The organism is Micromonospora sp. C97 (assembly GCF_018070385.1).
GTDB classification, from domain to species: Bacteria; Actinomycetota; Actinomycetes; order Mycobacteriales; family Micromonosporaceae; genus Micromonospora; species Micromonospora parva.
This window is the reverse complement of record NZ_JAGPXU010000002.1, coordinates 198,310-219,821: the sequence shown is the minus strand read 5'-3', so window position 1 is coordinate 219,821 and position 21,512 is coordinate 198,310. Positions and strand designations below refer to the sequence as shown.

At 72.0% G+C, this 21,512-nt stretch carries 20 protein-coding genes; 14 read left to right on the top strand and 6 right to left on the bottom strand.

Going from position 1 to position 21,512, the window contains the following annotated elements:
• Nucleotides 1-154: 154 nt before the first annotated feature.
• Nucleotides 155-1,570, top strand: a complete 1,416-nt coding sequence (locus KBX26_RS04205) for an MFS transporter (protein WP_210864773.1) — start codon at nucleotides 155-157, stop codon at nucleotides 1,568-1,570.
• The gene (locus KBX26_RS04200; RefSeq protein ID WP_210864772.1) at nucleotides 1,567-3,060 is read left to right on the top strand and encodes an aminotransferase class V-fold PLP-dependent enzyme; all 1,494 of its coding nucleotides are present in this window, start codon (nucleotides 1,567-1,569) and stop codon (nucleotides 3,058-3,060) included. Before KBX26_RS04205 ends, KBX26_RS04200 begins: the two co-directional genes overlap by 4 nt.
• A gap of 97 nt (nucleotides 3,061-3,157) precedes the next feature.
• Here KBX26_RS04200 and KBX26_RS04195 read toward each other — a convergent pair whose 3' ends face one another.
• From KBX26_RS04195 to KBX26_RS04185, 3 genes are read right to left on the bottom strand one after another with little or no spacing between them, the layout of a single operon-like run.
• A complete protein-coding gene (locus KBX26_RS04195) occupies nucleotides 3,158-4,006 on the bottom strand; it encodes a hypothetical protein (protein WP_210864771.1) in 849 nt (282 codons plus the stop codon).
• Complete coding sequence (locus KBX26_RS04190; RefSeq protein ID WP_374224204.1) at nucleotides 4,007-4,651, bottom strand: SigE family RNA polymerase sigma factor; 645 nt, start codon at nucleotides 4,649-4,651, stop codon at nucleotides 4,007-4,009.
• A gap of 13 nt (nucleotides 4,652-4,664) precedes the next feature.
• A complete protein-coding gene (locus KBX26_RS04185) occupies nucleotides 4,665-5,582 on the bottom strand; it encodes a hypothetical protein (RefSeq protein ID WP_210864769.1) in 918 nt (305 codons plus the stop codon).
• A gap of 224 nt (nucleotides 5,583-5,806) precedes the next feature.
• On the opposite strand from KBX26_RS04185, the gene KBX26_RS04180 reads away from it, so the two are divergent.
• Nucleotides 5,807-6,388 carry an NADH-quinone oxidoreductase subunit B gene (locus tag KBX26_RS04180; protein ID WP_210864768.1) on the top strand — a complete coding sequence of 194 codons (582 nt, stop codon included), beginning with the start codon at nucleotides 5,807-5,809 and terminating at the stop codon, nucleotides 6,386-6,388.
• 59 nt (nucleotides 6,389-6,447) lie between these two features.
• Here KBX26_RS04180 and KBX26_RS04175 read toward each other — a convergent pair whose 3' ends face one another.
• Complete coding sequence (locus tag KBX26_RS04175) at nucleotides 6,448-7,371, bottom strand: hypothetical protein (protein ID WP_210864767.1); 924 nt, start codon at nucleotides 7,369-7,371, stop codon at nucleotides 6,448-6,450.
• Nucleotides 7,372-7,548: 177 nt separating this feature from the next.
• Between KBX26_RS04175 and KBX26_RS04170 the strand changes: the two genes are divergently transcribed.
• Nucleotides 7,549-8,865 carry a DUF2252 domain-containing protein gene (locus KBX26_RS04170; RefSeq protein ID WP_030329813.1) on the top strand — a complete coding sequence of 439 codons (1,317 nt, stop codon included), beginning with the start codon at nucleotides 7,549-7,551 and terminating at the stop codon, nucleotides 8,863-8,865.
• A 16-nt stretch (nucleotides 8,866-8,881) separates the two neighbouring features.
• On the opposite strand, the gene KBX26_RS04165 is transcribed toward KBX26_RS04170, so the two are convergent.
• On the bottom strand, nucleotides 8,882-9,928 hold the full coding sequence (locus tag KBX26_RS04165; RefSeq protein WP_030329814.1) for a glucose 1-dehydrogenase: 1,047 nt from the start codon (nucleotides 9,926-9,928) through the stop codon (nucleotides 8,882-8,884).
• Between the two features lie 105 nt (nucleotides 9,929-10,033).
• Between KBX26_RS04165 and KBX26_RS04160 the strand changes: the two genes are divergently transcribed.
• Both KBX26_RS04160 and KBX26_RS04155 read left to right on the top strand, forming a co-directional pair.
• Complete coding sequence (locus KBX26_RS04160) at nucleotides 10,034-10,792, top strand: NADH-quinone oxidoreductase subunit C (RefSeq protein ID WP_210861408.1); 759 nt, start codon at nucleotides 10,034-10,036, stop codon at nucleotides 10,790-10,792.
• Complete coding sequence (locus KBX26_RS04155) at nucleotides 10,792-11,754, top strand: complex I subunit 1 family protein (RefSeq protein ID WP_210861411.1); 963 nt, start codon at nucleotides 10,792-10,794, stop codon at nucleotides 11,752-11,754. Before KBX26_RS04160 ends, KBX26_RS04155 begins: the two co-directional genes overlap by 1 nt.
• 582 nt (nucleotides 11,755-12,336) lie before the next feature.
• On the opposite strand, the gene KBX26_RS04150 is transcribed toward KBX26_RS04155, so the two are convergent.
• Nucleotides 12,337-13,356, bottom strand: a complete 1,020-nt coding sequence (locus tag KBX26_RS04150) for a glutathione S-transferase family protein (protein ID WP_030329817.1) — start codon at nucleotides 13,354-13,356, stop codon at nucleotides 12,337-12,339.
• Nucleotides 13,357-13,445: 89 nt separating this feature from the next.
• Between KBX26_RS04150 and KBX26_RS04145 the strand changes: the two genes are divergently transcribed.
• The 8 genes from KBX26_RS04145 to htpX all read left to right on the top strand — a co-directional run bounded on the left by KBX26_RS04145 (nucleotide 13,446) and on the right by htpX (nucleotide 21,428).
• Nucleotides 13,446-13,874 carry an ester cyclase gene (locus KBX26_RS04145; protein ID WP_030329818.1) on the top strand — a complete coding sequence of 143 codons (429 nt, stop codon included), beginning with the start codon at nucleotides 13,446-13,448 and terminating at the stop codon, nucleotides 13,872-13,874.
• A gap of 103 nt (nucleotides 13,875-13,977) precedes the next feature.
• The gene (locus KBX26_RS04140; RefSeq protein ID WP_030329819.1) at nucleotides 13,978-14,574 is read left to right on the top strand and encodes an NADH-quinone oxidoreductase subunit I; all 597 of its coding nucleotides are present in this window, start codon (nucleotides 13,978-13,980) and stop codon (nucleotides 14,572-14,574) included.
• 25 nt (nucleotides 14,575-14,599) lie between these two features.
• Complete coding sequence (locus tag KBX26_RS04135; protein ID WP_210860238.1) at nucleotides 14,600-15,160, top strand: NADH-quinone oxidoreductase subunit J; 561 nt, start codon at nucleotides 14,600-14,602, stop codon at nucleotides 15,158-15,160.
• Nucleotides 15,157-15,519 (top strand): NADH-quinone oxidoreductase subunit NuoK, encoded by a 363-nt coding sequence (nuoK, locus tag KBX26_RS04130; RefSeq protein ID WP_210860236.1) that lies wholly within the window; start codon nucleotides 15,157-15,159, stop codon nucleotides 15,517-15,519. The genes KBX26_RS04135 and nuoK overlap by 4 nt, the downstream gene beginning before the upstream one ends.
• Entirely contained in the window at nucleotides 15,516-17,447 is a 1,932-nt protein-coding gene (locus KBX26_RS04125) for an NADH-quinone oxidoreductase subunit L (protein WP_210864766.1), read from the top strand. The genes nuoK and KBX26_RS04125 overlap by 4 nt, the downstream gene beginning before the upstream one ends.
• Nucleotides 17,444-18,952, top strand: a complete 1,509-nt coding sequence (locus KBX26_RS04120; RefSeq protein ID WP_210864765.1) for a NuoM family protein — start codon at nucleotides 17,444-17,446, stop codon at nucleotides 18,950-18,952. The genes KBX26_RS04125 and KBX26_RS04120 overlap by 4 nt, the downstream gene beginning before the upstream one ends.
• A complete protein-coding gene (locus tag KBX26_RS04115) occupies nucleotides 18,949-20,436 on the top strand; it encodes an NADH-quinone oxidoreductase subunit N (protein WP_210864764.1) in 1,488 nt (495 codons plus the stop codon). The genes KBX26_RS04120 and KBX26_RS04115 overlap by 4 nt, the downstream gene beginning before the upstream one ends.
• A 116-nt stretch (nucleotides 20,437-20,552) precedes the next feature.
• Nucleotides 20,553-21,428 carry a zinc metalloprotease HtpX gene (gene htpX / locus KBX26_RS04110; protein WP_210864763.1) on the top strand — a complete coding sequence of 292 codons (876 nt, stop codon included), beginning with the start codon at nucleotides 20,553-20,555 and terminating at the stop codon, nucleotides 21,426-21,428.
• Nucleotides 21,429-21,512: the final 84 nt, after the last annotated feature.

Sequence of the window (21,512 nt, the reverse complement as noted above, 5' to 3'; positions counted from 1 at the left end):
ACCGCCGGGCTGGTCCGCCCTGGGCACCGGTAACACTCCGAAACAGTGACGGCGGTTGCGGGCCCGTGCTGCCGCCAACCTGACTGTTCGGCTGTGCGCACCAGGGCCGGCAGGTTGGTCAGGCCTCGAAATAACGTGAGTAACATTCAGCCCCATGAAAACGCCGCCGGGCGCCGGCTCGTCAGCCACCGGCTCGCTGCCCCGCTCGGTGCACGCCGGCTACGCGCTCGGTTCACTGGCCACCGGCGCGTTCGGCACCGTGCCCGGTCTGTTGCTGCTGCCGTACCTGACCGACACCCTGGGCGTGGCCGCCGGGCTGGCCGCCCTGCTGGTGCTGCTGCCCAAGGCCTGGGACGTGCTGGTCAACCCGGTCGCCGGGCGGATCTCCGACCGCACCCGGTCGCGGTGGGGCGCCCGCCGCCCGTACCTGCTCGTCGCCGGCCTCGCGCTCGCCGTCCTGTTCGCGTCGATCTTCGCCGCGCCCTTCGGTAACGGCTCGGCCGCCGCGGCGTACGTGGCGTTCGCCTTCCTCGCCACCGCCACCGCGTTCGCCTTCTTCCAGGTGCCGTACGTGGCGATGCCGGCGGAGTTGACCGACGACTACGCCGAGCGCACCCGGTTGATGACCTGGCGGATCGCGGTGCTGGCACTGGCCATCCTGGTCTCCGGCGCGGTCGCGCCGCTGGTGGTGGGCGCCGGCGGTGACGGCGTGGCCGGGCACCGCTGGATGGGCCTGTTCGTGGCGGCGCTGATCGCCCTCGGCGCCCTCGGCGCGTTCCTGGGCACCCGGTCCGCGCCCACCGGCACGGTGGGGGAGAGCGAACCGACCCTGCGTGCCCAACTCGCCGTGGCCGGTGCCAACCGCCCGTTCCGGGCGCTGCTGATCTGCTTCGTGGTGCAGTCCGCCGGGGTGGCGACGATCCTGGCCGGGGTCAACTACTTCGCCGGGCAGATCCTTCGCGACGACAAGAGCGGGCCGACCCTGCTGTTCGTCTGCTTCGTCGGGCCGGCGCTGCTGGTGATGCCGATCTGGACCCGGGTCGGTGCCCGGCTGGGCAAGCGGACCGCGCTGGTCGTCGCCTCGCTGATCCTCGCCGTCGGCGCGTTCACACTGGTCGCCGCGCCGGTGCTGCCGCCGGTCGCCGTCTATCCGGTGGTCGCGCTGATCGGCGTGGGGTACGCCGGCCAGCAGGTCTTCGCGCTGGCGATGTTGCCGGACTGCATCGCCCACGAGACGGCGCGCACCGGTCGACGACAGGCGGGCGTCTTCACCGGGCTGTGGACCGCCGGGGAGACCTTCGGCCTGGCGCTCGGCCCCGGCATCTACGGACTGGTGCTGCAACTGTCCGGCTACGTGTCCTCCGACACCGGCTCGGCGGCCGCCCAGTCCGACACGGCGAGGCTGGGCGTCCTGCTCGGCTTCACGCTGATCCCGGCCCTGCTGATCGCCCCGCCGGTCCTCCTGCTCCGCCAGTACACCCTCACCGCCCACAGCGACCTGGTCGATCATGGAGTTGGGCTGGGCGACAAGGCCGTTGACCGTCACCAGAAGGGCACCATGACTCCATGATCGACGAGAACAGGGTTGAGGCCGGGGCGCTCTCCGCCACCGGGGTACCCGCCGAGGTCGCGCTCGCCGAGGTCCGGCAACTGCGCGGCGCCGACCGGCCCACCCACGGGGGACGGCTCTTCGCGTACGTCTACGACCCGGCGGTACCGGGGTTGGACGAACTGGCCGCCGCCGCCCACCGGGAGAGCGCCCACGTCAACGGGTTGGACCCGACCGCGTTCCCGTCCCTGCTGGCGATGGAGAACGCGCTGGTCGCCGCCGCCGGCCGGGTGCTGGGCGCTGGCCCGGGCAGCACCGCCCCCGACGTCGTCGGCAGCGTCACCAGCGGCGGCACCGAGTCGCTGATCCTCGCCGTCAAGACCGCCCGCGACGCCCACCCGGAGATCGCCGAACCCCGGATCGTGGTGCCGTCGAGCGCACACGCGGCCTTCGCCAAGGCGGCGCACTACCTGCGGGTGGCGCTGGACGTCGTGCCGGTCTCCCCGCAGACGCTGCGTCCCGACCCGGCCGCGATGGCCGCCGCCATCCGCCCGGAGACGGTGCTGGTCGCCTGCTCCGCGCCGTCGTACGCGCACGGGGTGATCGACCCGGTCGCGCAGATCGCCGCCGCCGCCGCCGACGCCGGGGTGCGCTGCCACGTGGATGCCTGCTTCGGAGGTTGGACCCTGCCGTACCTGCGTCGCCTCGGGGAGCCGGTGCCGCCGTTCGACTTCGCGGTGCCCGGGGTCACCTCCATCTCGGTCGACCTGCACAAGTACGCGTACGCGCCGAAGGGGGTGTCGGTGCTGCTGCACCGGGACGCCACGCTGCGCGCCCCGCAGTACTTCGCGTACGCCGACTGGCCCGGCTACACGATGATCAACCCGGTGATCGCGTCCACCCGCTCGGGCGGCCCGATCGCCGCCGCGTACGCCACGGTGCGGCACCTCGGCGACGAGGGCTACCTGCGGCTGGCCGGCGTCACCCGGGACGCGGTCGCCGGGCTGGCCGACGCGGTCCGCGCTGTCGACGGGTTGCGGCTGATGGCCGAACCGGAGTCGACAGTGGTCTGCTTCACCGCCACCGAAGACGGCCCCGACCTGTTCGTGCTGGTCGACGAGCTGACCGCGCGGGGCTGGCACACCCAACCCCAGCTGTCGTACGCCGGTCTGCCCGCCAGCGTGCACCTCACGGTGACCGCAGCGGTCGCGCCCCGGGTGGCCGAGTTCGGGCCGGACCTGACCGAGGCGGTGGCCGCCGCCCAGGCGGCCGGCCCGGTCGCACTCCCGCCCGAACTGACGGCGCTGGCGACGTCACTGACCCCGGACGCGCTCACCCCGGAGCTGGTCGCGGGTCTCGCCGCCGGGCTGGGCATGGGCGGCGACACCGACGGTGCGCCGCTGCCCGAGCGGATGGCGGTGGTGAACACGCTGCTCGACGCCGCGCCCCCGGCGCTGCGCGAGCGGCTGTTGGTGGAGTTCGTCGGGCTGCTGCAACGCCCCACCTGGTGACCGGAGCGCCGGCCGCCACGGTCGCCCCCGGGACGTTCGTGGAGGGCGGCGACCGGCGCCGCCCGCGCGATGGAGACGGATCCGGTGGCGCGGGCGCTCAACTGGCGGGCAGCTGCAAGGTGGTAGCTGCGGTGTTGTCGCCGGGCGAACGGTCGGCCGGGAACTTTCCGCCCACGTTGGCCCGCACGGTGAGCGCGAAACCGGTGAGGGTCCGGGCCGGCCCGCCCGGGGCGATGTTCACCGTGACGGCGATCTGGTAGGAGCGGGTGCCGCCGAGGGGAATCGGCCCGTCGCCGGTACAGGTCATCGTCTTGAGGTCGTCGGTCTGGCCCTGGTGGAAGCAACCGCCGATGTTCGTGCCCTTCAGACTGATCGTCGCCTCGACGGGAAGCACCACGATCAGGTCCCCGGCGTCGTACGACCGGGTGGCGGCGTTGCCCATCGTGACGTCGAGCGTTCCGGTGTAGGCGGTGTCGGACGGCTCCAGAGTGAGGGAGCGCGGGGCGCTGATCGACAGGTCGACGTACCGGGTAGGGGTCGGCTTCGGCCTGGGCGTGGGGCGGGAACTGGTTGGCCGATCGGTCGGAGGGCTGGCGGAGGGCGTCGCGGTCGGCGTCGACGGACCGCTCGGCAGGGACGTGGGCGACTGGCTGGTGGGACCGGCTGCCAGACTCTCCATCTGGACCGAGGGAAAATCGGTGACCGGCGAGGGGGCGATGACATCGGTGGGCGGCGGAGCGGCCACGGGCCGAACCAGACTCACCCCGCCGACCGCGACGAGCACCGCCGCGGCGATCCCCGACGACACGACCCGGTTGCGAAGCCGGCGGTACGCCCGCCGACGCGGCACGTCCGGATCAGGCTTGTCGACCTGCTGGAAGCCGGCGATGCTCAGCTCGTCGAAGGCAGCCGCCAGCCAATCAGCTCGCTCGTTGCGCTGCTCCATCTAGTCCGCCCTCCTTCCGGTCGGGCCGCCGTCGACGGTCGCGGGTTGTCGGCTCGAGAGTCCGGACTCCTGCTCGGCCAGACGATCGGCCAGCGTGGCCCGGGCCCGGTGCAGCCAGGACTTGACAGTGCCGGCCGCCACCCCGCAGTCCTCGGCGATCTCACTGATGGTCAGCTCGGCCAGGTAGTGCAGAACCACCGCGCGCCGTTGGTTCGCCGGCAGGGTCACCAGCGCGGCGGTGAGTGCCACCCGATCCGGACCGGGCCCGTTGACCACCTCCACCCGCTGACGGAGGCTGAACAGCCGGGCGGTGCGCAGGCGACGCCACCGGCTGACCGCGACGTTCCAGGCGACCCGACGGATCCAGGCCACCGGGTCGTCGTAGCGGGAGATTCGGTCCCAGCGGGGCCAGGCCCGGCTGAACGCCTCCTGCACCAGGTCCTGTGCCTCGTTCATGTCCCCGACGAACGCGTACAGCTGCACCACCAGTGGCTGGAAGTGACGCCGGTAGACCTCGTCGAAGCGGGGACCATCGTCGTGCGGGACCGCTCCGCTCACCTCGATGTGCAGAAGCGCGGGAGCCGTCACCGGATCGGGTGCGGCGGGGGTGCGCGGCCGCAGGAACCCCTGCGGCCGCGCCTCCATCGAGGACATTCGGTCAGCCGGCGGTGACGGCGAAGGTGGCGATGTTGTCGGCCGGGTCGACGTCGGGCAGCTGGCCGCTCCAACCAAAGTTGCCGTACAGCTGCACCGAACCGGTGCCGAGGTCACCGGGAGACACCTCGGCGGGTGCCCAGATCAGCAGGGCTATCGTTCGCTCCTCACCGGGCATGAATTTCCCGCCGGCCACCATGCAGTGCGCCGTGCAGACGTCCGCGGGTTCGGTGCCACCGATATCGACCCCACGTGGCAGAGTCGGAGCGAGCCAGTACGCGTCGTGTGCCGCGTCGCCCGCGACCCGGACGGTAATCGGCACCCGCCCGAACCAGCTGCCGTCCTCCTGCCGCGTCATGGTGGCGGAGCCGGCGCTCACGGCCGCGTCCGCGATGGTGTCCCGCACGTACGGGCGGGGGGCGCGCAGTGAGCCCGTCGTCGAGCGGAACAGCGCGGAGAAGGCTGCCGTGTCGTTCGCGGGGTTCCGGTCTCCGGTCTCGATGGCGACCTTTCCACCGGGGGTGACCATCGCGTACGGCCGGGTGGTGGTGAGCACCCGGAAGTCAACGGTGAACGTTCGCCGCTCACCCGGTTGCAACGCGCCGCCCGGCACGCCGCAGTAGATCGTCCGGGCCGGCTGTGGCACCCCGAAATTGCAGGGATCGGCGGGGTCGAGCCCGTCGAAGGCGCCAGGGACCGGTTCGGTGACCGCCAGATTGAGGTACGCCGCGTCGTGGCCGCGGTAGTTGACTGTCACCGGAAGGCTGCCCACGTACCCCCGGGCGGTCGGCTCGAGCACCAGCCGGCCGACCGAGACCGCCGTGTCGCCCGGGCCGGCGACCGCCGGCCCCGACAGACCGGTCAGCGCGACCCCCGCGCCCAGGACACCGGCCAGCAGCCGGCGGGTGATGGTTCTGGTCATTCGTGTCTCCCCGTTCCCCGTAGTACCGCCCCATGGCTCCGGTGGCGGTGATGCGAGCAAGACACCCGACGGGCCCCGCAACGGTTGCAGGCCTCGCGCCCGTCGGGTTGTCAGGTGCGTGACAGGCTGCGGGGCTGTGCGAACCAAGGGGATCGTGACCGGCCCCAACGGGTACCCGCCGGAGCTGTGATTGACTGTTCGACGGGGGTAGGAGGGAGGCGGTCGTGCAGCTGCCGGCAGTGCTCGGTGAGCCGATCCGGTTCGTGCTCAACTGGGGGCGCCGCTACTCGCTCTGGGTGTTCAACTTCGGTCTGGCCTGCTGCGCGATCGAGTTCATCGCCACCAGCATGGGTCGGCACGACTTCATCCGGCTCGGCGTGATCCCGTTCGCCCACGGCCCCCGCCAGGCCGACCTGATGGTGGTCTCCGGCACGGTGACCGACAAGATGGCGCCGGCGATCAAGCGGCTCTACGACCAGATGCCCGAGCCGAAGTACGTCATCTCGTTCGGCGCCTGCTCCAACTGCGGCGGCCCCTACTGGGACTCGTACTCGGTGACCAAGGGTGTCGACCAGATCATCCCGGTCGACGTGTACGTGCCCGGCTGCCCGCCCCGGCCGGAGGCGCTGCTGCACGGCATCCTGCGCCTGCAGGAGAAGATCGCCGCCGAGCAGTCCGGCATCGGGGGTGTGCCGCAGCGGGACGTGCTGGCCGCGCCGCTGGACGCCCCGCCCCGCGAGGCCGCCGCACCGCGCTCGGTCGACTCGCTCACCGCCGCACCGGTACGCCCACCCGCAGCGAGCTGAGGACGACCGGCCGCCACCCGGAACTGGTCCGAGCGGCGGCCGACCGCCGCACCGTCAGGTCAGCTGGCCGCCACGGCCAGGTTGAACGTCACGGTGTTGTCGCTCGGGTCGACGTCTGGCACCGTCTCGTTCCAGTAGTGGGTGGCCAGCGCCACGGTGATCGGGGTCGACTCGTCCGCCGGGTCGGTCGGCCGGCTGATGAACAGCGCCACGTCTCGCTCCTCACCCTGCATCAGCAGCCCGCCCGGCACGAAAGCCTGGGAGCCATACACCGGGCCATCGAAAGGCTCGGTGAACAGGATCATCGACCCGGCGGGCAGCTGTGCGGCGGTGAGTGAGTTGGCGAGCTGCCGGGCGTCACCGGCGTACCGGACCCGGAGCGGCACCCGCCGGGTGTTCTCGGGGCCGTCGGTCACCGGCCCGATCACCTGGACGGACGCGTTCGCCTGGGTGTCCTGCACGTACGTCTGCGGGCGGGCGAGCTTGCCGTCGAGGGAGCGGAACTGCGCGCTGAACGGAACGGTGCCCAGCGATCCGGTTTCGTACGAGTAGGCGGTGACCAGGCCGCCCGCCGCGATCATCGGGTAGCTCCGGGGGGTGGTCAGCACCTGGAATTCGACAGTTGCCCGGCGGGACTCACCCGGGGCAAGGTCGTTGCCACGCGGCAGGGCGCAGGTGCGGACCAACAGCCCTTCCTCCACGCCGTCGGATTCGCAGCGTGACTCCGCACCCCCGGAGAATGAGCCCGCCACCGCCTCCCGGATCTGGAAGTAGAAGCCCTGGGTGCTGTCGCTGTTGTTGGTGATCGTCACCCGAAGGCTGCCCCGGTAGCCGCGTTCGGTCGGTTCGAGCACCAGCCGGCTCAGCGAGAAGGTGGGCGCATCCGCCGCGGCCGGTGCGGCCGTGGCCGGTACGGCCCAGCCGATCGTCGCGGTCAGGCCGAGCAGTGCGGCGGTGAGCAGGGTCCCCGTTTTTCGGTACATGTATCTGGTCCTCCAAGGTCGACGCCCGGCGAGGGGACCTGCCGCCGCCCGTGGCGACGACACGATCGACGGACGTAACCGTGGAATCCGGGCCCCCGCTCCGTGACCCAGACAGCATCATCGATGGCCGGGTCGTTCGCCACCCCGTTATGGACCCGCCGCACTAGCCTGCGCAGTATGAGCAGCTCAGCTGACCAGCGCTCCGCCCACATCGTCGACGTGCTCACCGAGGAGTTCGGCGCGTCGATGGCGATCGACCCGGCCGCCTTCCGCCGCAAGTTCCGCAAGATGGCGGCTTCGCCGTTCGCGTTCTACCGGGGCAGCGCCGCGCTGTTCTACGCCGACCAGCTCGGCGACTTCGCCGATGACAGGTATCTCGACGAGCGGACCAGCCGGGTGTGGATCCACGGTGACCTGCACGCGGAGAACTTCGGCACCTACATGAACGCCTCCGGGCAGCTGGTGTTCAACGTCAACGACTTCGACGAGGCGTACGTCGGGCCGTTCACCTGGGACCTGCGCCGGCTGGCGGCCAGCGTGGCGCTGCTCGGCTACGGCAAGGCGCTCTCCGACACCGCGATCGGGGAGTTGGTGGCCGGCTTCGCCAGGTCGTACCTGACCGAGCTGCGGGCCATCGCCGCCGGCGGTGACGACGCGATCGGTTCGATCACGCTGGACAACGCCGACGGGGTGCTGCGCCGGGTGCTGCAGCGGGCCCGGCTCAACACCCGCGTCGACCTGCTCGCCGCGCAGACCACCATCGACAACTACGAGCGACGCTTCTCCATTGGCGACGGGGTCTTCGAGATCGACGCCGCCACCCGGGACCTGGTCAGCGCCGCCTTCCACGACTATTTGGGCACCTTGCCGGCCGCCTCGACGCAGCTCCGCCCGGTGGCGGCCCGGATCAAGGACGTGGTGCTGCGCAAGGGGGTGGGCATCGGCTCGGCCGGGCTGCCGTCGTACAACCTGCTGCTGGAGGGGCACACCCAGGCGCTGGAGAACGACGTCGTCATCTACATGAAGCAGGCGCAGGTCCCGGCCGTGGCGCGGTACGTCACCGACGAGTCGGTCCGCGGCTACTTCCAGCACCAGGGGCACCGGACCGCCGAGTCGCAGCGGGCGTTGCAGGCGCACGCCGACCCGTGGTTGGGCTTCACCGAGCTGAACGGGGCCGGTCAGCTCGTCGCCGAGGTCTCCCCGTACGCCGCCGACCTGGACTGGTCGGACGTGAACGAGCCGGAGGAACTGACCGGGGTGCTCGTCGACCTGGGTCGGGCGGTGGCCCGGATGCACTCGGTGGCCGACGACGAGTCCAGCCACGACCTGGTGGACTACTCCACCGAGGAGGCCATCGTCGCGGCGGTGGACGCCGACGAGGCGGGCTTCGTCGACCACCTGGTGGACTTCGCGCACGCGTACGGGGTGCGTGCCCGCCAGGACCACCAGCTCTTCGTCGACCTGTTCCGCAACGGGCGCCTGCCGGGCATCTGATCGGGCGCGGCGTCGCTCAGGAGGCGAACTCCAGCACCACCTTGATGTCGTCCGGCCCGGGGGTGTACGCGTCGGCGTACCGGTTCACCGGCACCCGCCTGGTGATCAGTGACTCGAGCCAGACCTGGTCGGCGCGGGCGAGCGCCTGCGCGGCCATGTTCCAGTGCCGCCGGTTCGCGTTCACCGAGCCGAACACCACGTTGTTCTCCAGCACCAGGGACCGGTTGAGCGCCCCGGCGTCGAAGTCGATGATCCGACCACCGCTGGACACCCCGGCCAGGCAGACGATCCCGGTCGGGCCCGCCTTGCACATGACGTCGAGCACCACTGTGGGCGCGCCGGTGCACTCGATCACCACGTCCGGTTCGAAGGGCAGGTCGTTGACCGGCACCGCGTGGTAGGTGGCGCCGAGCCCGGCGACCAGCTCCGGCTTCGGCCCATCGGTGGCCCGGTCCAGCACGTGCACGGCGAGCCCACGTTGGGTGCCGAGCAACGCGGCCAGCAACCCGATCGGCCCGGCCCCGGTGACCAGGACGGTCTGCGGCTGCCACTCGGCCCGGTGCCCGATCCGCTCGATGTGGTCCCACGCCTTCGCCACCACACTTGTCGGCTCCAGCAGCACCCCGACCTGGGCCAGCGCCGGGTCGAGCTTGACCGCGAACTGGGGTTCGATCCGCCACCTGTCGCGGGCGAACCCGGGTAGCGCCTTGATGCCGTGCTCGGTGTACTGGCCGTTGCGACACATGTCCCACTCGCCGACCGCGCAGTTCGGGCAGGGCACCGGGTCGGGATGCCGGACGATCCCGGCCACCAGGTCGCCGGGTTGCACGGTTCCGCTCGGGTCCTCGATCACCCGTCCCAGTGACTCGTGCCCGATGATCAGGCGGTCCGCGCCCGGCGGCGCATCGCCGTACTCCCCGGCGATGATCTCGTGGTCGGTGCCGCAGATCCCCACCGCCAGCGCCTCCACGAGGACAGCGCCCTCCTCGGCAGGCGGTTCCGGCTGATCCTCGACGAGGCTCAGCGAGTTGGCGACCCCGGGTCTCACCGTCACAGCGCGCACGCCCTCATCTTTCCCCGCCGGGACGTGCACCGCGTCCAAAGCCGCGAGATCGGCTGGCGTCGGCGGCGGGCAGGTGCGGGCCCGGCCGGCACTAGGATCAGCGGCATGACTCCCGAAGAGGTCGGCGCTCGACTGGTCGCGCTGCTCGCGCCGGTCGCGGTGACCCCGTCGGTCTCCGGCGGGCAACGGTTCGCCCGGGCCACCGTCGACGTACCTCCGGCGAGCTGGCTGGCCGCGGTGTCCGCCGCCCGTGACGACACCGAGCTGGCCTGCGACTTCTTCGACTGGCTCTCCGCCGTCGACGAGTTGGCCGACGGCTTCGACGTGGTGGCGCACCTCTGGTCGAGCCGACTGCGCCACGGGGTGCTGCTGCGTACCCGGGTGCCGCGCGACGCACCCACCGTCGACTCGGTGGTCGACGTCTACCCCGGTGCCGCCTGGCACGAGCGGGAGACGCACGAGATGTTCGGCATCGACTTCGCCGGCCACGGGGAGTTGCTGCCGCTGCTGTTGCCCCCGGAGTTCGAGGGGCATCCGCTGCGTAAGGAGTTCGTGCTCGCTTCCCGGGTGGCGAAACCGTGGCCGGGTGCGAAGGAGCCGGGCGAGTCCGAGGCCGGCGGAGGACGCCGACCGATCCGTCCGCCGGGCGTTCCCGCTCCGGGCGAGTGGGGGCCCACGCCCACCCCGGCTGGCGCCGGTGGTGTGGGGGAGGGCCCGCGTGGCGGCACCCCGGCCAGACCGGCCGGTGAGCGTCCGGCCCGGCCCGCCCCGGGGGCCCGTCCGGCGCGTACTCCCCGGCCTGCCGGCACCGCCGACGCCCCGGCTCCCGCCGACCGCAGCGACCACGACGGGGGTACGCCCTGATGCCGCTCTGGGTGGAGTTGGTGCTCCGGATCGGCGGCGTGGTGGTCGCGTTCCTCACCCTGCCGTTGCTCGTCGGCCAGGCCGAGCACAAGGTGATGGCGCACATGCAGGGCCGGCTCGGCCCGATGTACGCGGGCGGCTTCCACGGTTGGGCGCAGCTCGTGGCCGACGGGGTCAAGTTCGTGCAGAAGGAGGACATCACGCCGCGCGAGGCGGACCGGGCGGTGTTCCGGCTGGCGCCGGCGGTGGCCCTGGTGCCCTACCTGCTCGTGCTGCTGGTCATTCCGCTCGGCCCGGACGACCTGGTCGGGCAACCGTTGGACATCGGCCTCTTCTTCGTGCTGGCGGTGGTCGGCGTCGGTGTGGTGGCGGTGCTGATGTCGGCGTGGGCGTCGGCCAACAAGTACAGCCTGCTCGGCGGCCTGCGCGGGGCGGCCCAGTTGCTCGGTTACGAGCTGCCGCTGGTGCTGGCCGCCGCGTCGGTGGCGATGGCCGCCGGCACGCTCAGCCTGTCGGGAATCGTCGAGGCCTGGCAGCCGTGGTGGCTGCTCTGGCAGGCACCCGCGATGATCATTTTCTTCGTCGCCGGGCTGGCCGAGATCCGTCGGCCGCCGTTCGACATGCCGGTGGCCGACTCGGAGCTGGTATTCGGCTACATGACCGAGTACACCGGTCTGCGGTTCGCGTTCTTCCTGCTCGCCGAGTACGTCGGCATCGTGGTGATCGCCGCGCTGACCACTGTGCTGTTCCTGGGCGGTTGGCAGGGCCCGTTCGCTGATGACCAGCTCGGCTGGCTGTGGACGCTACTCAAGATCTTCGCGGTCTCTTTCGTGATCATCTGGCTCCGGGTGTCCTACCCCCGGCTCCGCGAGGACCAGCTGCAACGCCTCTGCTGGCTGGTGCTGGTCCCCGCGTCCCTGGCTCAGCTGGTCCTCACCGCGGCCGTCCGCATCGCCCTCTGACCTAGCGCGGCAGTGCCTGGTCTCCGCGCGGCACTGCCCGGCCCTCGCGCGCCGGGTGATCGCGCTCGATCCTGGTTGCAGTGGTGTCGGTCGGCGCGGACAACCACTACATCATGATCGAGCGCGATCATCCTGCCCGAGTCGGGCCGGATCGCTCGACGCGGCGCTCTGAGGTGGTCCCGAGAGCCGCTTTCGAGCTGATGTCGTAGACGAATCGTTCGCTGCGGCTGCGGCTGCGGCTGCGGCTGCGGCTGCGGCTGCGGCTGCGGCGGCCGAGATACCGCCCGATGTCACAAACGATTCAGCTCGAAAGCGTCCTTAGCCCACTCCCCGCCCAGGCCCAAGACTGGCGAGCCCGGCCGCCCTCACGTCCCACGCCTGACGACCCCACGCCCCACGCCCGACCCCCGACCGCCGAAGATCCGCGCAACTTCCCCGATGTTGCTGCCTCCGGCAGGCGGGAGACACCAACATCCCTGATGTTGCGCGGATCTTGACGACGAGCCGGGGCGACGAGCGACGAGCCGGGCGGCGAGCGACGAGCCGGGGCGACGAGCGACGAGCCGGTGAGAGGTGGGCCGCTCAGCGCAGCGGGGTGTGCGCGGGGTCCACCGGCTCGGCCGGGGGTGGTGGCGGGGTGCCGTCGCCGAAGGGGCGGCCACCGAGCGTTTCCCGGCCGTGCGGGGTGAGCCAGTTGGACAGGTCGGGGCCGAGCGGAACGATGCCGGTCGGGTTGATGTCGCGGTGCACCTCGTAGTAGTGCCGCTTGATGTGGTCGAAGTCGATGGTGTCGCCGAACCCGGGGGTCTGGAACAGGTCCCGGGCGTACGCCCACAGCACCGGCATCTCACTCAGCTTCTGCCGGTTGCACTTGAAGTGGCCGTGGTAGACCGGGTCGAAGCGGACCAGCGTGGTGAACAGCCGCACGTCGGCTTCGGTGATGGTGTCGCCGACCAGGTAACGCTGGTCGGTCAACCGCTCGGTGAGCCAGTCCAGCCGGTCGAAGAGCTGGTGGTACGCCTTGTCGTACGCCTCCTGGCTGCCGGCGAACCCACACCGGTAGACGCCGTTGTTGACGTCCCGGAACACCACGGCGTTGACCTCGTCGATCTGCTCCCGCAGGTGCTCGGGGTAGAGCTGCGGGGCACCCTCGCGGTGGTACGCCCCCCACTGCGTGGACAGGTCCAGGCTCATCTGCGCGTAGTCGTTGGTCACCACCTGCCCGGTCGGCACGTCCACGATCGCCGGCACGGTGATGCCGCGCTCGTAGCCGGGGAAGCGCTTGAAGTACGCCTCCTGGATGCGCTCGATGCCGAGCACCGGGTCCCGCCCGTCCGGGTCGAGGTCAAAGGTCCAGCTCCGGGCGTCGTGGGTCGGGCCGGCGACCGCCATCGAGATGGCGTCCTCCAGGCCGAGCAACCGCCGCACGATGATCAGCCGGTTGGCCCACGGGCAGGCCCGGCTGACCGCCAGCCGGTACCGGCCCGGCTCGACCGGGTATCCGTCGCGCCCGTCCTCGGTGATCCGGGTGGCGATGTACCGCTGGTCGCGGGTGAATTCGCCGCCCGGCTCGACGTACTTGCCGCCTTTTTCCTCGCCCACGTCAGCCTCCCGGTCGTGTTGCTGCCCTGCACCCCATCCTTACCGATCTCCGACCGATCGACGCGGTGAGCCCGGATACCCTCGCCGGCATGACGGATGTGGAGGCGGCGGCCCGGCGGTTCATCACCGATGTGTGGAACGCCCGCCGAGAGGAGTCGGCGTACGAGTTGGTGGCCGAGGAATGCCCGGGGCTGGGCGGCACCGGCCCGGAGGCGACGTTGGCCTGGCATCGCGAGCGCCGCGCGGCCTTCCCCGACCTGCGCTACAAGATCGTCGACGTGGTCGCGGCCGGTGAGCGGGTGGCCGTGCACTGGCGGGCCGCCGGCACCCACGTCGGGCAGTTCGGGCCGGTGCCGCCGACCGGGCAGGTGGTCAGCTACTCGGGGGCGACGTTCCTGCGCTTCGACCCGGCGGGCCGGATCGTCGAGGTGTGGAGCTGCAACGAGCTGTTCCAACTGCTGCAACAACTCGGTGTCGAGATGCTCCCACCGGCAGCCGTCGGCGGACCCGGGGCGTGATCCGGTTGATCCGCAGCTGACCGTGCTCCTCGGGTGAGCCCTCCGTTCGTGGACCTGTGGGTGGTGGTCGCGCGCGCCGGGGCCACAGGGCAGGATGGTCGACATGAGCGACCCCAGCGAGCGTGGTGACACCAGCGAACGCGGCCTTCCCGGCGCGGGCCTGGTGAAGGGGCTGGCGGTCACCCTCAAGACGATGACCAGCCGTTCGACCACCCAGCAGTACCCGGACACCGCTCCCGACCTGCCGCCGCGCTCGCGCGGTGTGATCGCGTTGTCCGAGGAGAACTGCACGGTCTGCATGCTCTGCGCCCGCGAGTGTCCGGACTGGTGCATCTACATCGACTCGCACAAGGAGGAGGTGGCGGTGCCCGGCGCCGCCCGCCCCCGCCAGCGCAACGTGCTCGACAAGTTCGACATCGACTTCTCGCTCTGCATGTACTGCGGCATCTGCATCGAGGTCTGCCCGTTCGACGCGCTCTACTGGTCGCCGGAGTTCGAGTACGCCGAGTACGACATCAAGGACCTGCTGCACGACAAGGACCACCTCGGTCAGTGGATGGCCACCGTCCCGCCGCCGCCCGCGCACGACCCGAACGGCGAGCCGGCCAAGGAGGAGACCTCCGCCGCGCGCAAGGCCGCCGCCGCACGTCCCGCTCCGCCAGCGGTACGCCCCGACGCCGACCAGGACCCGGCGTCGTGACCGCCCGAGCTGCAGGGGCGGCCCGGTGACCGGCGCGGATGTGCTGCTGCTCGCCCTCGGTGCGGTGGCGGTCGGCGCCGGCGTGCTGGTGGTGACCACGAAACACCTCGTCCGGGCCGGGCTCTACCTGGTGGTGTGCCTGGGCGCGTTGGCCGGTGACTTCCTGGTGCTCAGCGCCGAGTTGGTGGCCTGGGTGCAGGTGCTGATCTATGTGGGCGCGGTGGTGGTCCTGCTGCTGTTCGCGGTGATGCTGACCCGGGCTCCGATCGGCGCCTCCGACGACCTGGACCGGCCCGGCTGGCCGGCCGCGCTGATCGGTGGCGGCGCCGGGCTGGGGCTGACCGTCCTGCTGGTCGACGCGTACCGCTGGAGCACCGTCACGCTGCCGCCCGCCGGCACCGCCGAGCGGCTGGGTGAGCAGATCTTCCAGTCCTGGGTGTTGCCGTTCGAGGTGCTCTCGGTGCTGCTGCTCTCCGCCCTGGTGGGCGCGATCGTGCTGTCCCGGCCGGACATCGGCCGCGCCGGCCCGCCCGGCGACGGCCGGGCAGCCGACCTGGTCGACAGCGAGCCCGGGGGGCGCCGGTGAGGCCGGTCATCCCGTACGTCACCGCCGCGCTGCTGTTCGGCCTCGGCGTGTACGGCGTGCTGCGTCGCCGCAACGCGGTGCTGGTGCTGATGTCCGTCGAGTTGATGCTCAACGCGGTCAACCTGATCCTGGTCACCGCGGACACCACCGCCCGCGCCGTGCTCCCGCACTCGGGGCAGGTCTTCGCCCTGTTCGTCATCGTCCTCGCCGCCGCGGAGATCGGGGTGGGGCTGGCGATCGTCCTTCAGCTCTACCGGCTACGCGCGACCGTCGCCGTGGATGACGTGCCGTTGACCGAGCCGTCGCCGGCGGTCGGCGGGCGCGAGCCGGCCGTCCTGGATTCGGAGGCGGGCCGGTGAGCGGGCTGCTCGGGGCGCTGCTGCCCGCCGTACCGCTGGTCGCCGGGCTGCTCGGCCTGTTGCTCCCCGCCGCCTCCCGGCGCGAGAACGCGACCGGGGGCGACCGGGCCCGGGCGGCGGCCGTGACGCTCGGCGTGACCGGTGCGGCCGGCGCGTTGGCGCTGGCCGTCGCGCTGCTGCTCACCGTCGACCGGCCGACGGAGACGTCGGCCACCTGGGTCGACTTCGGCGGGCTGGCGGTGACTCTCGGCGTACGGCTGGACGGCGCCGCCGCGCTGGTCGCGGTGGCGGTCACCGCTGTCGCCCTGGCCGTGCAGGTCTACTCGATCGGCTACCTGCGGCGCGGCCCGCACGACGATGTCGACGTCGATCACCGCTATCCGCCCTACGCCGCCCAGATCAGCCTCTTCACCGGTGCCATGTTGCTGGTGGTGGTCGCCGGCGACCTGATCATGTTGTTGGTCGGCTGGGAGGTGATGGGCCTCTGCTCGTACCTGCTCATCGCCCACGACCGCCGACTGGCCGGCGCGCCCGCCGCCGCCATGAAGGCGTTCCTGGTGACCCGGGTGGGTGACGTCGGGTTCCTGCTCGGCATCGCGCTGCTGGGTGTGTCGACGGGCAGCTTCCGGATCGCCGACGTGCTCGCCCACGACCACTCCGGCGCGGCGTTGACCGCCGCGGGCCTGCTGCTGCTCGCCGGTGTGGCCGGCAAGAGCGCGCAGTTCCCGCTGCACACCTGGCTGCCGGACGCGATGGCCGGTCCGACCCCGATCTCCGCGCTGATCCACGCCGCGACGATGGTCGCCGCCGGGGTGTACGCGGTGGCCCGGCTCTACCCGCTGTTCACGGCAGCGCCGGTGACGCTGACAGTGCTGGGGGTGCTCGGCGCGATCACGCTGCTGCTCGGCGCGCTCGCCGCCACCGCCCAGGACGACATCAAACGCGTGCTGGCCTGGTCGACAGTGTCCCAGTTGGGCTACATGACCGGGGCGCTGGCGGTCGGCTCACCGTCGGCCGCGTTGTTCCACCTGCTCACCCATGCCGCCTTCAAGGCGCTGCTGTTCCTCGCCGCCGGCGTCGTGATCCACGCCGTCGGCACCACCCTGATGTCGGAGATGGGCGGGCTGCGGCGCAGCATGCCGGTGACGTTCTGGTGCACTGTGGTGGGCCTGGGTGCGCTGGCCGGAGTGCCGCCGTTGGCCGGTTTCTGGAGCAAGGACGGCGTACTGACGGTCGCCGAGTCGGCGGCGTTGGAGGGCACCGGCCCGGCGCCGTCCTGGGTGGGCTGGATCGTCTGGGTCGCCGGGCTGGTCGGCGTGGCCGTCACCGCCTGGTACGCCGGCCGGCTGCTGCTGCGCGCCTTCTTCGGCGATGCGCGCCTGCCCCTGGTTCGGCCGCACGACCCGCCGGCGGTGCTGCGCTGGCCGGTGGTGCTGCTGGCCGTGCCGGCCGCGCTGCTCGGTCTGGCCGGGTTCGTCGGGGCGTTCGCCAACCGCCTGCGGTTCCCCACCGTCCCGGTGGCGGGTTCCGAGGACGGCCTGGTCCACCTGGGTTCGGGGGTGCTGCTGCCGCTCGCGTTCCTGCTGCTCGGCGCCGGGCTGGTGACGTTGGGCTGGCGTCGTGACCGGGCCGCCGACCCGGCCGCCGCGCTGGGTCCGCTGCGGCCGGTCTTCGCCAGCGCGTTCCGGCTCGACGACGTCCAGCACACCCTTGTCGTACGCCCCGTGCGCGCACTGGCCCGTGTCGTGCGCACCGGTGACGAGGTGCTGGTGGACGGTGCTGTCGAGGGCAGTGGCCGAGCCGCGTCGGGTCTGGGCGCGGGGCTGGCGGCGCTGCACCGAGCGGCGCTGCCCCGAGCCGCCGCCGGTGTGCTGGCCGGCGCGCTGTTGATCGGCCTGGCCGCCGCGGTCATTGGAGGAACCCGATGAGTGTCGGGCAGGGGTTGCTGGTCGCGGTGCTGGCGCTGCCGGCGCTGGGCGCGGTCGCGGTGGCGGCAACGCCCCGGGACCGGGCAGCCCGCCTGGTCGGCACGGTCGCAGCGGCGTTGACCCTGCTGGCGGCGGTGCCGCTGGTGTTCGGCGGTCGAGGTTGGGTCGCCTGGTCGGCTGGCGCTCCGGCGGTGCGCCCGTGGCACCAACTGGATCTGCCGTGGGTGCCCGGTCTGGAGTTGCGCTTCCACCTCGGCGTCGACGGCATCTCCTGGCCGCTGGTGGTGTTGACGGCGCTGCTCACGCTGCTCTGCTGCGCGTACACGATGTGGCGGGTGCCCGGCGGCGGCAGCGGCCGGGCGTTGGTCGCGCTGCTGCTGGTGGTCGAGGTGGGCATCCTGGGCACCTTCCTCGCCCTGGACCTGGTGCTGTTCTTCCTCTTCTTCGAGGTCGTCCTGCTGCCGATGTACGCGATCATCGCTGGCTGGGGTGGCGCGGACCGGCGTCGGGCCGCCCGGAAGTTCGCCCTCTACACACTGTTCGGGTCGGTGCTGCTGCTGGTCGGCGTGTACGTCGTGGTCGCCGCCGCCGGCACCGCCGACCTGGTGACGCTGACCGGTGGGGCAGGGCTGTCCAGGGGCACCCAGTTGGCCGCGTTCACGCTGTTGGCGTTGGCTTTCGCGGTGAAGAGCCCGCTGTGGCCGCTGCACTCCTGGCTGCCCGACGCGCACACCCAGGCACCCACTGTGGGCAGTGTCGTGTTGGCCGGTGTGCTGCTCAAGATGGGCACGTACGGTCTGATCCGGGTCGCGGTCGGGGTGGCGCCGGAGGGTGCCCGTTGGGCGGCGCCGGTGCTCGGCGTGCTGGCCGTCGCCGCGATCCTGATCGGTTCGCTGGTCTGCCTGGCCCAGTCGGACGTGAAGCGGCTCATCGCGTATTCCAGCGTGGGGCACATGGGTTTCGTACTGCTCGGCGTCGCCACGCTGACCGCCACCGGCATCCAGGCGGCGTTGATCGGCAACGTCGCGCACGGCGTGATCACCGGCCTGCTGTTCTTCCTGGCCGGGGCGGTGAAGGACCGTACCGGCACGGGTGCGCTCGCGGAGCTGTCCGGGCTGCGGGAGACCGCGCCCCGGTTGGCGGGTCTGCTCGCGTTCGCGGCGATCGCGTCGCTGGGCCTGCCCGGGTTGGCCGGCTTCTGGGGTGAGGCGTTCGCGGTGGTCGCCGCACTGCAGGTGGGCGGCCCGCTCTGGACCACCCTCGGGGTGCTGGCGGCGGTCGGTGGGGCACTCACCGCCGCGTACTTCCTGCGGTTGCTGCGCCAGGTCACCCACAACCGACCGAGCCCCGCCGTCGGGCAGGTCGGCGCCGGCCTGGCCGGGGCGGAGTTGACCGCCTGGGTGCCACTGGTGCTGCTCGCGTTGGCCATCGGGCTGGCGCCGACACTGGTCCTCGGTGTCGCCGAGGCCCCGGTCGACGCTCTCATCGGGGTGGTCAAGCCATGAACGTCGTGCAGAGCGTGGACAGCGTCGCGCTGCTCCCGGCCTACCTGGCCGCCGGCACGGCCGTGCTCGTCCTCATCACCGACCTGCTCGTGGCGCGGCCACGGGCCACCATCGCGGTGGCAGCGCTCGGCGCGCTCGGCACCGCCGTCGCTTCCGCGCTGGTCGGGGCGGGTGCCGAGCGGCGCACGTTCTGCGTGGGCGCCGACTGCTCATGGATCTTCGGCGGTCGCGCGGCACTGGTCGGCGCGGTGGTCGCACTGCTGACGCTGGGTGTGCTCGGGCTGTCGGTGCCCGCGCTGCGGGCCGGGCGGTCACCGGTCGGGGAGTACGCCTTCCTGCTGGCCTGCTCGATGACCGGCGGCGTGGTGCTCGGCGCGGCCGGTGACCTGATCACGCTGATCGTCGCCCTGGAGACGTTGACCCTGCCGCTGTACGTGCTGGTCGGCCTGCGTCGGGGGAGCCTCGCCAGCGCCGAGGCGGCGTTGACCTTCTTCGTGGTCAGCGTGGTGGCGACGACGCTGACCCTGCTCGGCGCGGCGCTGCTGTACGCGGTGACCGGCGGGCTGCACCTGGACCGGCTCGGCGGTTTGCTCGCCGAGCAGCCTGAGCTGCGGGACCTGCCGTTGACCAGCACCGCGGTGGCGGTGCTGTTGGTCGGGTTGGCGTTCAAGGTGGCGGCGGTCCCGTTCCACGCCTGGGCGCCGGCCACCTACGACGGCGCGCCGCTGCCGGTGGCCGCGTACCTGTCCACCGCGTCGAAGCTGGGCGGCCTGATCGCCCTCCTCGCCGTGGTGCAGCGGGCGTTGCCCGCCGACCAGACCGGCCCGGTGCTCGCGGTGCTCGCGGTGCTCACCATGACCGTGGGCAACCTGGTGGCGCTGCGTCAGCGGCGGACCGTCCGGCTGCTCGCCTGGTCGTCAGTCGCGCAGGCCGGCTACATCCTCGCCCCGCTGGGAGCGTTGGCGTTGGCCGCCGGGCGCACTGACGAGGCGCGGTCCGCCGCGTACGCGGCCGCCGTGGCGTACGCCGTCTTCTTCGTGGTGGTGGAGCTTGCCGCCTTCGCCGGGTTGACGGCCCTGCGGCCGGCGGGCGCGGACGGCGGCACGGTGGACGACCTGCGCGGCGCGGCCCGCCGGCATCCGTGGCGGGCTGCGGCGTTCGGTCTCGCGCTGGTGGGTCTGGCCGGTCTGCCGCCGGGGCTGGCCGGCCTGTTCGCGAAGGTGACAGTGGTCCGGGCGCTGCTGGACGGTGGCGCGGCGTGGCTGGCGTTGGGGGTGGCGCTGAACGCCGTGATCGGCCTCGCCTACTACCTGCGGGTGACCGCCGCGCTGTGGGCACCGACGCCCCTCGCCGCCCCGAACGTCGGGGGCGCTGCGGCCGTACCCGTGGTGGGTGTGGTGGCGGTGGTGCTGGCGGTGGCGACGGTGGCCGCCGTGGTGCTGGGTGTCGCCCCGCAACTGGTGCTCGACCTGGCCGGCCGTTGACCTGACCTGCGACTTCGGTCTCAGTGAACTCTCAGCGTTGTAACGGATGGTTGGTGGGTACCGGGTTGTTACACCGGTCAGCGGATCCCGGCGATCCGTGCACCGAAGGAGACATCGTGCACCACAACCGTCTGAAGACCGCAGCGCTGCTTGGCCTGCTCAGCGCCCTGATCCTGGCGGTGGGCTACTGGTTCGGCGGCAGCGGCGGCCTGGTCATCGCCGTCCTCGTGTCGCTGGTCATGAACGGCGTTTCCTACTTCTACTCCGACAAGCTCGCGCTGCGCTCGATGGGGGCGCAACCGGTCACCGAGGCGCAGTTCCCCGAGCTGTACCGGATGGTCCGGGAGTTGGCCGCCGACGCCCGGCAGCCGATGCCGCGCCTCTACGTCAGCCCGACCGCGCAGCCCAACGCTTTCGCCACCGGTCGTAACCCGCAGCACGCGGCCGTCTGCGTGACCCAGGGCATCACCGAGATCCTCGACTACCGCGAACTGCGCGGTGTGATCGGGCACGAGCTGTCCCACGTCTACAACCGGGACATCCTGATCTCCAGCGTGGCGGCCGGCCTGGCCAGCATCATCACCCTGCTGGCGAACCTCGCCTTCTTCATCCCGCTGGGCGGCGGTGACGACGAGGACCGCCCGAACCCGGCTGTGTTGCTGCTCACTCTGATCCTGGGCCCGATCGCCGCCACGGTGATCCAACTGGCGATCAGCCGGAGCCGCGAGTTCCAGGCGGACGCCTCGGGCGCCGAGTTGAGCCGCGACCCGCTGGCCCTGGCCAGCGCGCTGCGCAAGATCGACGCGGTGGCCCGACGCCGGCCGTTGCCGGCCCAGGGCCAGCTCACCAGCACCGCCCACCTCATGATCGCCAACCCGTTCCGGGGTGGCGGCATGGCCGCGCTCTTCTCCACGCACCCGAAGATGGAGGACCGCGTGGCCCGGCTGGAGCAGATGGCCCGCAACTCGGGGCCGGTCCAGTTCCAGCGCTGACCCGCTGATCGACCGCCTCCGCCCGTACCCGGCCACGCCGGGTACGGGCGGACTGCTGTATTTCCGTTGTCTACCCGCCCGGCG